The sequence below is a fragment of the Desulfocurvus sp. genome (genome assembly GCF_023230885.1).
Lineage (GTDB): Bacteria > Desulfobacterota > Desulfovibrionia > Desulfovibrionales > Desulfovibrionaceae > Desulfocurvus.
On record NZ_JALNWM010000100.1, the window covers coordinates 1 to 11,569 of the forward strand.

Annotated in this window: 11 protein-coding genes; 4 read left to right on the plus strand and 7 right to left on the minus strand. The window is 70.7% G+C overall.

Annotation, left to right across the window (positions count from 1 at the left end):
- Positions 1-415 precede the first annotated feature (415 nt).
- Positions 416-754 (minus strand): hypothetical protein, encoded by a 339-nt coding sequence (locus M0P34_RS08630; protein WP_291498479.1) that lies wholly within the window; start codon positions 752-754, stop codon positions 416-418.
- Between the two features lie 337 nt (positions 755-1,091).
- On the opposite strand from M0P34_RS08630, the gene nth reads away from it, so the two are divergent.
- The 4 genes from nth to M0P34_RS08650 all read left to right on the plus strand — a co-directional run bounded on the left by nth (position 1,092) and on the right by M0P34_RS08650 (position 4,206).
- On the plus strand, positions 1,092-1,733 hold the full coding sequence (gene nth / locus M0P34_RS08635) for an endonuclease III (protein WP_291498481.1): 642 nt from the start codon (positions 1,092-1,094) through the stop codon (positions 1,731-1,733).
- A gap of 41 nt (positions 1,734-1,774) precedes the next feature.
- On the plus strand, positions 1,775-2,896 hold the full coding sequence (gene tgt, locus M0P34_RS08640) for a tRNA guanosine(34) transglycosylase Tgt (RefSeq protein ID WP_291498499.1): 1,122 nt from the start codon (positions 1,775-1,777) through the stop codon (positions 2,894-2,896).
- The gene (locus tag M0P34_RS08645; RefSeq protein WP_291498483.1) at positions 2,893-3,603 is read left to right on the plus strand and encodes a YdcF family protein; all 711 of its coding nucleotides are present in this window, start codon (positions 2,893-2,895) and stop codon (positions 3,601-3,603) included. Before tgt ends, M0P34_RS08645 begins: the two co-directional genes overlap by 4 nt.
- A 393-nt stretch (positions 3,604-3,996) precedes the next feature.
- Positions 3,997-4,206, plus strand: coding sequence for a hypothetical protein (locus M0P34_RS08650; RefSeq protein WP_291498485.1), 210 nt, complete (start codon positions 3,997-3,999; stop codon positions 4,204-4,206).
- 112 nt (positions 4,207-4,318) lie between these two features.
- On the opposite strand, the gene M0P34_RS08655 is transcribed toward M0P34_RS08650, so the two are convergent.
- The 6 genes from M0P34_RS08655 to M0P34_RS08680 form a co-directional block, all read right to left on the minus strand.
- A complete protein-coding gene (locus M0P34_RS08655; protein WP_291498487.1) occupies positions 4,319-6,973 on the minus strand; it encodes a PEP/pyruvate-binding domain-containing protein in 2,655 nt (884 codons plus the stop codon).
- A 120-nt stretch (positions 6,974-7,093) separates the two neighbouring features.
- A complete protein-coding gene (locus M0P34_RS08660; protein WP_291498489.1) occupies positions 7,094-7,846 on the minus strand; it encodes a hypothetical protein in 753 nt (250 codons plus the stop codon).
- Between the two features lie 2 nt (positions 7,847-7,848).
- Entirely contained in the window at positions 7,849-9,117 is a 1,269-nt protein-coding gene (locus M0P34_RS08665) for a sulfite exporter TauE/SafE family protein (RefSeq protein ID WP_291498491.1), read from the minus strand.
- On the minus strand, positions 9,114-9,617 hold the full coding sequence (locus M0P34_RS08670) for a response regulator (RefSeq protein WP_291498493.1): 504 nt from the start codon (positions 9,615-9,617) through the stop codon (positions 9,114-9,116). The genes M0P34_RS08665 and M0P34_RS08670 overlap by 4 nt, the downstream gene beginning before the upstream one ends.
- The gene (locus M0P34_RS08675; protein WP_291498496.1) at positions 9,614-11,374 is read right to left on the minus strand and encodes a PAS domain-containing sensor histidine kinase; all 1,761 of its coding nucleotides are present in this window, start codon (positions 11,372-11,374) and stop codon (positions 9,614-9,616) included. The genes M0P34_RS08670 and M0P34_RS08675 overlap by 4 nt, the downstream gene beginning before the upstream one ends.
- Positions 11,371-11,569 (minus strand): hypothetical protein (locus M0P34_RS08680; protein WP_291498498.1); only part of this gene is annotated, 199 nt, incomplete at its 5' end. The genes M0P34_RS08675 and M0P34_RS08680, both read right to left, overlap by 4 nt.

Consider the following 11,569-nt stretch of genomic DNA (forward strand, 5'->3'; position numbering starts at 1 on the left):
CGACGAACCAGGGTCAATCTGGCATTGCTATGGATGTTCACTCGGTCCTCCCTCGGCAGTTGAGTTTTCGCACACCCAATCTGACCGATTAGGGCCGAGTGAACAACCTCCTATAACTCCACAGCTAGGCGGCCCCCAGGCGGCCGGACAGGGCCGGGGCCGGGAGCGCCCGGGGCCAGAAAAAAGAGCGGCCCGCACATCCTGTGCGGGCCGCGCGGCGCCAGGGAACGGGCGCCCAAAGATGCCGCATGCCCGGGTCCGGGATTCCCTGACATGCGGCGACGGTCGGCCCATTGCCTCCCGTCCTGCCAATGCCGTCCCCCGGCGATGCGGGGGGAAATATGCTGCCGCCGCGCGGGTCCGGGATTCCCGCGCGGCGGCGAAGCGGCCGACCCGATGCCGGCCGCCGGTCCACTCAGTTGTCGATGGCGCCCTGCAGGTCGGCCACGCCCACGGACAGCGGGGTGCCGAAGTCCACGAACACGTCCTCGCCCGAGGTCCAGGACACGCGGCCCTGGAGATTCGCGGTCTCGGAGAGCAGGCGCAGGTCGAGAACCACCGCGTCGCCCACGTTCAGCCCGCAGTAGGCCACCCCGCGCTGCTTGCGCAGCCGGGCGCCGCCGGTGTGCACGTTGACCAGGGAGATGGGGCGCCGACCCTCGCAGGCCGAAATTTCGCTGTCATGATTGAAGGCGAAGGCCATCAGGCGGATGCGCGCGGCAATCGCGGATTCGTAGCGTTCGGAATGTCCCATTGCTCCCTCCCATCTGCGGCCGCGTCCTGCGTCCGCACCGTCAAGACATGCCCCAGGCATATCAAGGAACGTACCAAACCGGGCCGCGCGGAAGGCTCCCCGTAAAACCATTGCGGGACAAGCGATTTGCTCCGCCCGGCGCCGGAAGGGGCCGCCAGGGCGGGCGGAAGGCCGTCCACTTCGGATGGATTTTCCAGCACATATGGACATTTTGTCCATTCAAAATGGACAACGCCGCGCCCCGGGCGCAGCGCCCTTGCCCCCGGCGGCGTTTGCCCGTATGGTCCGCCTGCCGCGCCCGGGCGGCCCGGGCCGCGCCCGGCACACGGAGCCCGCCATGAAGACCAAGGATCGCGTTTCGCAGATCGTGGCCCGCCTCAGGCGGCGCTATCCCGACCCCCGCTCGGAGCTGCACTGGGAAACCCCCTGGCAGCTCCTGGCCGCGACCATGCTCTCGGCCCAGTGCACGGATGCCCGCGTCAACGCCATCACCCCGGAGCTGTTCCGCCGCTGGCCCGACCCTGCGGCCACGGCCGGGGCCGATGTCGCCCAGGTCGAGCGGGTCGTCCACTCGGCGGGCTTTTTCCGCCAGAAGGCCAAGAACCTCGTGGGCGCGGCGGAGCTCATCGTGCGGCTGCACGGCGGCCGGGTTCCGGCCTCCATGCCCGAGCTGACCGCCCTGCCCGGCGTGGCCCGCAAGACGGCCAACATCGTGCTCTCCAACGCCTTCGGCCTCCAGGAGGGCATCGCCGTGGACACCCACGTCCGACGGCTGGCCGGGCGCATGGGCCTGACCCGCAGCCAGGACCCCGCGCGCATCGAGAAGGATCTCATGGCCCTGGTGCCCCGGCCCGACTGGGGCGACTTCAACCACATGCTGGTGCTTTTCGGGCGCCAGGTCTGCCCGGCCCGTTCGCCGCGCTGCGTCGATTGCGAGCTGGCCGACATCTGCCCAAAACGCGGAGTGAGGAGCGCGTGAACACGCAAGAGACATTGACCCCCGCCGAGGAGGGCGCCGCCCTGGCCGCCCCCGGCGACTTCCGGGTTTTCGCCACCGAGGGCCGCGCCCGGCTGGGCGCGCTGCTGACCGCCCACGGCCTGGTGCGCACCCCGGCCTTCATGCCCGTCGGCACCGTGGGCAGCGTCAAGGGCGTGGACCCGCGCGACCTGGCGGAGGTAGGCTCGCAGATCATCCTGGGCAACACCTACCACCTCTACCTGCGCCCCGGCGACGAGGTGGTCGCGCGGCGCGGCGGGCTGCACCGCTTCAACGGCTGGCACGGCCCCATCCTCACCGACTCCGGCGGCTTCCAGGTCTTCAGCCTGGCGGGGCTGCGCCGCATCACCCCCGACGGCGTGGAGTTCCGCTCGCACCTGGACGGCTCCAGGCATTTCTTCTCCCCCGAGAAGTCCATCTCCATCCAGCAAAACCTGGGCTCGGACATCATGATGGTCTTCGACGAATGCGCCGCGGCGGGCAGCCCGCGCGACTATGTGCTGCGCGCCCTGGAGCTGACCACGGCCTGGGCCCGGCGCTGCCGCGATTTCCACGAGCCGGGCGCAGGCGGCCAGCTGCTCTTCGGCATCTGCCAGGGCGGCTTCCACGAGGACCTGCGCGAGCGCAGCATCGCCGAGCTGACGGATATCCCCTTCGAGGGCTACGCCCTGGGCGGCCTGTCCGTGGGCGAAACCAAGCCCGAGATGCTGCGCATCCTGCGCCACTCCGCGCCGCTGCTCCCCGCGGGCAAGCCGCGCTACCTCATGGGCGTGGGCACGCCCCTGGACATCCTCGACGGCATCGAGGCGGGCATCGACATGTTCGACTGCGTGCTGCCCACGCGCAACGCGCGCACCGGCACCCTGTTCACCTCCCTTGGCCGCGTGAACATCAAGCGCGCCGAGTACAAGGAGGACGACGCGCCCCTGGACCCGGCCTGCGGCTGCTACACCTGCCGGACCTTCTCGCGGGCCTACCTGCGCCACCTCTACGTCAGCCGCGAGCTGCTCTCCTACCGGCTGAACACCATCCACAACCTGACCTACTTCCTGGACCTGACGCGCCGCGCGCGCGAGGCCCTGCGCCAGGGGCGCTTCGCGGCCTACAAGCAGTCGGTGGAAGCGGTGTACGGGGCCAACCAGTGAGGGGGGGCGCCCTGCGCCGCGCCCTGGGGCGCGTCTTCGTCGCCGCCGGGGCCCTGGGGCTGGCGGCGCTGCTGGCCGGGGCCGCGGCCGTGGCCGTGGTCGGCGGCATGCTCGCCGTGCAGGACGCGCCCCGGCCCGCCGAGGTCATGGTCGTGCTGGGCGGGCAGTACCACCGCCCGGTCCACGCCGCCCGGCTCCACGCCCGGGGGCTGGCGCCCGAGATCTGGGTTTCGCGGCCCAAGCCGCCCCAGGACACGGCCCTGCTGCCCCTGGTCGGGGTGGACCTGCCGCCCCAGGAGGAGATCTACCGCCGCCTGCTGGTGCGCGGTGGGGTGCCCGACGCGGCCATCCACCTCTACGGCCGCGAGGTGCAAAGCACCGCCGAGGAGGCCGCCCTACTGGCCCGCATCCTGGGCGAGCGGCCCCAGGGCCCGCCCGCGACCCTGCTGGTGGTCACCTCGCCCTACCATGTGCTGCGCGCGCGGCTGATCTTCCAGGCCGCCTTCCCGGACACGCAGGTCCTGGCCGTGGCCACGCCCGACGAGCCCTTCCCCTCGCCCTGGTGGAGCAGCCAGGGCGGCGCGGTGCGCGTGGTCAACGAGACGGCCAAGCTGGCCTGGTACCTGCTGGGCGGGCGCTTCTCCACCTCGGCCCCCGCCGCGCCCCGGCCCGCGCCCGCCGCCGGAGGCCCGGGCTCCGCCCCCTGAGGGCCCGCGCCCGGCACCGATCCATACGCATCTTTCCGTTCCCCCCGCGCGGCGCCCCCTGCGCCTCCGCCTGTGGCCGCCAACATTTCCTGCCGCCCGCCGGGGCCACCCTCCTGCCTTTTCCCGCCCGCGCCCAGGCCGAAATCCTGCCCCGGCCGCCGCCATCCCCGGCCGCGCCCGGCCAGCTCTCCGCCCTCCCCGGCCCGGCCACGCCCGGGCCGAACTTTACCCAATCAAGGGCGTCGCCCGGCCGCCATCCCCGGCCGCCAGGGCGCCCGGGCCGAGCGCTATCCAATCCAGGACACCGCCCGGCCATCGCCCGGGCCGCGCCCTTGACGCGGCCCGGCGCCTCGAATAGAAATTTCCTATCATAATTGGAGGTTTCAAAAGGAAATGAAAATACTGCTGCACATCACCAGCCCGGACCCGGAAACGCGCTGGAACGCCCTGCGCTTCGCCAACCTGCTGCTCGGCCGGGACGAGGACGTGACCATCTTCCTGGACGGCCCGGCGGTGGAATACCGCGCCGGGGACTGCGCGGCCCTGGACCTGGCCGCCCAGGCCAGGATTTTCGCCCTGTCCGAGGGCGTGCTGCTGGCCTGAGGCAAGAGCATGGGCATCCACGGCGTGGATGCGGACGACCAGCTGCGCAAATCGACCCAGGCCGAGCTCTACGCGCTGCTGCTGGAGGCGGACAGGGTGCTGTGCTACTGAGTCAGGCCAGGGGCTTGCGGCTGGAGGGCCGCAGGGCGGGCAGGATGCGGTAGATATCGGCCAGGATCTTCTCGCGGTGGGCCAGGGCGGCGGCGCGGTTGGCCATGATCATGTCCAGCTGGCGGGTGTGCATGGTCAGGTAGCCCAGAAGCTTCAGCCGCTCGCAGATCAGCGGCCGGGGCATGCCCTCGTAGCGCGAGGACAGGCTGTCGCCGCGCACCTCGGAATAGAACCCGAACTGCTCCAGGATGCCCGCGATGAACACCGCCCGGCGCCTGCGCCGGGCGTGGTCCGCCGCGCCGCCCGCAAAGCGGAAGTTGATGTAGTTCTGCGAGGGGCTGTCGGTGACCAGCGCCTCCACGGTGGAGAAATGGAACCCGAAGCGCGATTGCAGGTTGCAGTAGCTGCGGGTGATCATGAAATAGTTGCGGTTGGCGAACTTGCTGCGCAGGACGGGGTTGAGGGCCGGGTTGGTGGCGGCCTCGAGCACGATGGTCATGAAGCCCCGGGCGTCCACGCGCGGCGGCCCGGCCCAGGGCACGGCGCTGATGCCGTCCCACAGGGCCAGCATGGGTACCGAGCGGATGTCCTCCAGGTCCACGAAGGCCCCCTCGCCCTGGCCGTCGATGCCGTCCTCCAGATCCATGACCCAGAACTGCACGGGCACCCCGTCGCGCAGCTGCTTGCCCGGGCACTCCCCGTGCTCGCGCTCCTGGCTGCTCTCGAACATCTCGGCCACGGACTTCTCGTGGCAGAACCGCGTGATGTCGTGCAGGGTCATGACGTTGCAGGCCCGGAATTCCGGGGCGTCGGGGTCCGTCAGGTTCAGGGGCACGATGAGCCGGCTGACCTCCTGGAGCAGCGAGTGGACCGGGCTGCCCTCCATGAGGTTGGGGCGCGGGGCCGCATGGCGCAAGAGCGCCTCCACGCAGCCGGGATAGACGGCGCCGATGTCGGCGTCCACCGTGGCCACCTGGCCGTCGCTCACCGCCGCCACGGCCCCGGCGGCGCCGGTGATCATGGGCACGCCGAACTCGCGGGCCACGTTGGCCAGATGCCCGGTGACGCTGCCCTGCTCGGTGACCACCGCCGAGGCCCAGTTGAGCAGCGAGGCCCACTTGGGCAGGGCGAAACGGGCCACCAGCACCCCGCCCTGGGGAAAGCGCAGGGCGTCGGGGTCGCGCTCCACCACATGCACCGGCCCGCAGCCCACGCCCGGGGCCGCCGTGGCCGCGCCGCGCACCAGGGGCTCCCCGTGGGCCGACGGGTCGCGCTCCGGGTCCGGGGCGGCGTCTGCGGCGCGCGGGGGCACGGCCACCGACAGCGGCCGGCATTGCAGGATGGAAAACCCGCCCTCGCGCTCCAGGGCCCATTCGATGTCCTGAGGCGAGCCGTAGTGCGCCTCCAGCAGCACGGCCAGCCGCGCCAGCTCCGTGGCCTGGGCGTCGGTGAGCGAGGGCCGCGAGATGAGCTCGTGGTCCTGCTCCAGGGCCACAACCCCGGCCTCGGGGCGGCAGACGTAGAGCGTGCGCTTCTCGGCCACGCGGCGCTCGCGCACGCTCAGGGGCCCGCCCGCCCCCTGGCGCGCCACCACGAAGCGGTCGGGCGTGCCCACCCCGTCCACCACCAGCTTGGGCAGGCCCCAGGCCGAATTGATGTGCACCGCGTCGTCGCGGTCCTTGAACGGGCTGCGCGAATAGCACACCCCCCCGGCCACGGGGTCGAGCATGACCATGGCCCCCACGCACATGGCCGCGTCGGAGTCGCGGATGCCCCGGTTCAGGCGGTAGGTCAGGGCCGGCAGGCTGTACATGCTGGCCACCACATCCTTGTAGGCCCGCACGAGCTGGTGCCCGCCGACGTTGAGAATGGAGCGGAACTGCCCGGCGAAGGAGGCCCCGGCGGCGTCCTCGCCCAGGGCGCTCGACCGCAGCGACACGCGCACCCCCGGGCGGGTGGCCCGCTCCAGGAGCTGGTATTGCCCAAGCAGCGCCTCCACCAACGCGTCGGGCAGGGGGTGGTCGGCGATGAGCCGCTGGATGGCCTCGGACAGCTCGAAGCGCTCGCTCATCTCCTCCACGCGGGTCATGAGCAGCCGCTTGCCGATCTCGTCGCGCAGGCCCTGGTGGTCCATGAAAGCCGCGAAGCCCCGCGCCGTGACCACGAACCCCGGGGCCACAGGCAGGCCGATGCGGTTCTTGATCTCGCCGACGTTGGCCATCTTGCTGCCCACCCAGTCGGCCATGGACTTGTCCACCTCGTCCAGGGGCACGACCAGGGGCACGTCGCCCGGGCGCTGCCCGGTCTCCAGCAGGGCGCTGATGTCGCGGCGGATGTCGTCGAAGCGGTCGGCCAGGATGCTGTAGCGGCCAGGGGCGATGCCCTCCAGGTGGCGGATGATCTCCTCCACGTTGACCACCACGGTGGTGCACTTGGCACGGATGAAGGACATGCCGAACACGCGCCGCCCCCGCCGGGCGTCCTCCATGTCGGTCATGGCCTCCAGGGCCTTGGCGTTGGCGCCAAGCAGGCGCTTGAAGTGCTGGAACTGCATGGAGCACGCGTGACGCGCGCGCTCCTTTTCCTGCTCGGTCTGCTCGTGGCCGCCGCCGTTCAGGCCGAGAACCCTGTCCACCCACTCCGTCAGCCAGCCCATGCGCGCTTCCTCCGCCGGAAGACCCAAAACCGGGGCCGCCGCCCCGGGAAGGGACGGCGGCCCGCCTTCGCGGGTCGCCGGACATCATGCCCGAGCGGCCCGTCGGGGTCAAAGCCCGTCTTACGACTCCTTCTTGTGGCCCTTGGTCATGGCCAGGCCCACGCCCTCGAAGAAGTAGAAGATGGTCATGCCCCACCACAGGGTGTAGGCGACGTAGAAAACCAGGGAGAAGGTCAGGATGCCCGCGCGCGAGCCCGCGCTCTCGGGATCGATGCCGTAGTAGTTGTAGCCGACCTCAACGCCCTTGGTGATCACCGACTTGACGACCTTGGCCCGGGCGACGTTCTCCTTGCCCCCGGCGCGCTTGAGCTCGGCGTCCACGGCGGTGAGCGCCTTCCACCACATGAACAGCGCCTCGCGCTCGTCCATGCCGTGGCGCGCGGCGACCTCGCCGCCCCGGTTGGCGAACATGGCCTCGGCGTCGGCCAGGGCCGCGCCCAGGATGGCTCCCAGGTCGCCGGACAGGACGACGCTCTCGCCCCGGGCCTCGGCCTGGGCTGCGCAACCCAGCACCCGGGCGGCCTTGGCCGCCACCTCGGCGCCGACGACGTTCACGTCCTCGTGGCCCTCGGCCTTGCCGTCCACGAAGTGCAGGGTCAGCTCCACCGGCGAGCCCTGGAGCCTGGCCGCCGAGGTCTTCAGGCCGGGGATGTAGTTGCTCGAACCCTTGGAGATGGAGTTGAACAGGCGGTCCGAGGCCTTGAGCGCGTTCTCGCCGTTGAATATCGGGCTGAACATGGCCAGGAGCAGGCCGAAGAAGACCAGGGCCATGACCATGGACAGCGTGAGCTTTTTCTTGCTGGGAGCGGGCATGGCTACGCTTCCTCCTTGAGCTGCTTGATGCTGGTCAGGAACTTGCCGATGACCCATACCGCGAAGATGCCGATGACGATGAAGAACAGAATGTTCCCGATCACATCCAGGGAGTGGTACAGGCCCGGGTTGTGCGGCAGCTGCTTCATCTCGGCCAGCTTGCCCGGCAGGGCGAAGAGGCGGTTGACGAAACCGGCGATGATGGACAGGGCGTAGAAGCCCCGGATGTAGATGCCGGGCACGACCTTGGTGGCCATTGCCCCGATCTGGATGCCCAGCAGCGAGCCGATGAGCATGCCCATGGCCAGGGTGTAGAAGATGAAGCCGTACACCGCGTACTGGGCGATGGACGCATACCCGGCGGTGAAGATGATCTGCAGGATGTCCGTGCCCACGGTGGTGAAGGAGGACACGCCAAGGATGTAGACGAACATGGGGAAGGTCAGGAAGCCGCCGCCAACGCCCATGATGGCCGCCGCGAAACCGACGATGGAGCCGCAGGCCGCCACGAACACGGCGCTGATCTTCTTGCCGCCGGGGGTCAGGTCCTCATCGAAGGTGATCATGGGCGGGATGTTCTTGGACTGCAAGCGCTCGGGCAGGGACCGCCCGCCGCCCGAGGAGGCCGCCGGGCCGCCGTGGGCGTCGCCGCCCCCGGCCTTGCGCATGCGCAGGAAGTCCGTCAGGGCGTAGATGCCCAGGAAGCCCAGCAGGAACACATAGATCACGCTGATGAACGTGTCGGACAGCACGGGGTTGGTTTCGTACAGCGCGCGGTTGATGACGCCGCCGCCGGTCACCCCGATGCCCGCGCCCGCCAGGAAGGCCACGGCCAGGGTCACGGACACGTTGCCCAGCTTCTTGTGGATGGCCGTGCCCATGATGGCCTTGGCGAAAATGTGGAACAGGTCCGTGCCGACGGCCAGGATGCCCTTGACCCCGGCGCTCATGAGCGCGGGGGTGATGATGAAGCCGCCGCCCGCGCCGATGCAGCCGGTGATCAGCCCGGCGCACAGGCCGATGATGATGGAGACCCCGAAAATGGCCGGGGTGTAGTAGGCCGGGCTGTAGGCCTTGTGCCCGCCCAGGATGCCGGGCAGCTCCGGCGCGGCGATGGCCAGGGAGCCCAGCAGGATGGGCACGACCATGGCCGCCAGAATCCACATCTTGCGTTTGCTGGACAGGATGTTGCGCGAGGTCTCCATGTCCCATTTGGCATAGGCGATGGAGCTTTCGAGCATCGTCCGATACAGTCTTCTGCCGATATTCATACCCGTTCGTCCTCCGGTGTCGGTTCGTGGGAAGAGATATTATGCGTCTGTCGGGGTGGCCGCGATGCGGGCGCGGCCCCGGGCCCGGCCCGGGGTCCGGCCCGGGGGTCGGGGCCGGAGCCGTGCGGCCCGGGCCTGCCGGATTGGGAGGCCACGGCCTCGCCCACGGCCTCCATGATCTCCTCCAGCCCGCAGGGCTTGGCCAGGCAGCGGCACACCCCGCCCCCGGCCCCGGGCAGAGCCCGGTTGGTCAGCAGGACAAGCGGCATCTCGGGCGCCACGGCCCGCAGGGCGGTGAAGGGTTCGAGGCCGTCCACCGCCGGCAGGGCCAGATCGAGAACCGCGCAATGGAATTCGTCGCGGCGCAGGGCGCGCAGGGCGGCGGCCACGCAGGTCGCGCCCACGGCCCGCACGCCGCGCCGGGCCATGCGCCGGGCCAGAACGTCCAGGTGTTCCGGCTCGCCCAGCAGGAGCAGCAGCCGCAGCCCGGCGGCGGTCATTGCCGCGCCTCCCCGGCGGGCAGGCGCACCAGGAAGGTCGTGCCCTCGTGCTGCTGGCTTTGGACCTCGATGTCCCCGCCCATCTTCTGGACGATGCCGTAGACGATGGACAGGCCAAGGCCCGTGCCCTTGCCCACGGGCTTGGTGGTGAAGAACGGCTCGAAGATGCGCGCCAGGTTGGCCTTGGGGATGCCCTCGCCCTGGTCGGCCACGCCAAGGACCACCTCGTCGCCCTCGCGGCGGGTGGATATCTGCACCAGCCCGCCGCGCTGGCTCATGGCGTCCACGGCGTTGTTGATGAGGTTCAGGAGCACCTGCTGCATCTCCGAGGGCGAAGCCAGCACCGGGGGCAGCTCCGGCGCCAGGGACAGGGACAGGTCCACCCCGCTGTAGCGGGCGCGCTTCTCCGACAGGCCGACCACTTCGGACACCACGGCGTTCACGTCCAGGGGCCGGGCCACGGGATCGATCTTGCGCGCGAAGGACAGCAGCTTGTGGGTGATCTCGCGGCAGCGGCGGCCCTGGGTGCGGATCTGGGCCAGGGATTTCTCGATGTCCGCGCGCTCGGCCTCGGGCAGCTCCAGGTCGGCGCACACGTCGCCCACCCACCCGGCCTCCTCGAGCATGATGGCCACGGGATTGTTGATCTCGTGGGCGATGCCCGCCGCCAGTTCGCCCACCGAGGCCATTTTGCCCGCCTCGATGACCTGCTCGTTCATCATGGCGCGCTCCGTGTCGGCGGCCTCGATGGAACGCACCACCCGCGCCGACAGCCACAGCCCCATGACCACAATGGCCGCCGCGCCAAGGCCCAGGACCACCAGGACGTTGCGCCGGGCCGAGTGCAGGGTGGCGTAGGCATCGGCGCGCGCCTGCTGGTAGACCAGCAGCCAGCGGCCCTCCTTGAGGGGCGCCATGACGTAGATGGTGTCCGCGCCCTGGGGATCGGGCCGCTCCACAACGGAAACCGCCCCGGCGTCGGTGCCCTGGACCAGGGCCGGGCCGAAGCCCGGGGCCGGGGCCGCGGGCGCGGCCAGGGCGCCCAGCTGCGCCGCCAGCCAGCCGGTGTCGGGCAGGGCGGCGCCGCGCGGGGCCGGGGTCTGGAAGCGCCCCTCGCCGTTGACGATGTACGCCGTGCCCGTGCGCCCGATGCGGATGCTCTCCACCAGGGAATTGAAGGCCACGAAGTCGATGGTCGCGCGCAGAATCCAGTTCTCGTCGCCCCGGCGCTGGCGCACGGCGATGATGAAATGGGGCAGCCCGCGCAGCCCGAGGAACACGTCGCTGATGAACACCTCGCTCCGGGCGGCCTCGCGGAACCAGTCGGCCCCGGAATAATCGGCCTCGCCGAGCTGGAAGGGCCCCGCGTAGGCCCGCTGGCGCCCCTGGGCGTCCACCACGCCCAGGTCCACGAACACGCCCTGCATCTCCTCCTGGAGCAGTTGCAGCTCCTCGCCCAGCCGCCCGGGGGCGCACAGGTCGTCGAGGCTGGTGGACCGCGCCAGGGAGCGGACCTCGCCGCGCTTCTCGCGCAGGAAGAAGTCGATGAGCTGCTGGTGCTTCAGGACCACCTCGCGCAGCTGCTCCAGGACCTTGGCCTCGTAGGACTCGCGGAACTGGGAGCTGCTGATGGCCGCGACGAGCACAAGCGGCGTCAGGGAGACGAGAATGATGATGACCGCTATGGCCCGCCGCAGGGAGCGGTAGTAGCGGGGGGAATGCGGTTCCTCCGGGCTCAGGCGCAGCGGGTTCTTCATCGGCCCTCCGGGCGGCGGGGTTGGGGCAGGAGGCTCCAGGCGGCGTCCAGCAGCGCGCCGGGGTCCGCGGCCTTTTCCACCACCGTCCCGGCCAGGGCCAGGGCGGGGTTTCCGGCCGCATCGGGCAAAAGCGCGTGCAACACCAGCGGGCGCAGGGCGGAGCCGTCGGGGCTTCGCAGGCCCTCGTCCAGGAAG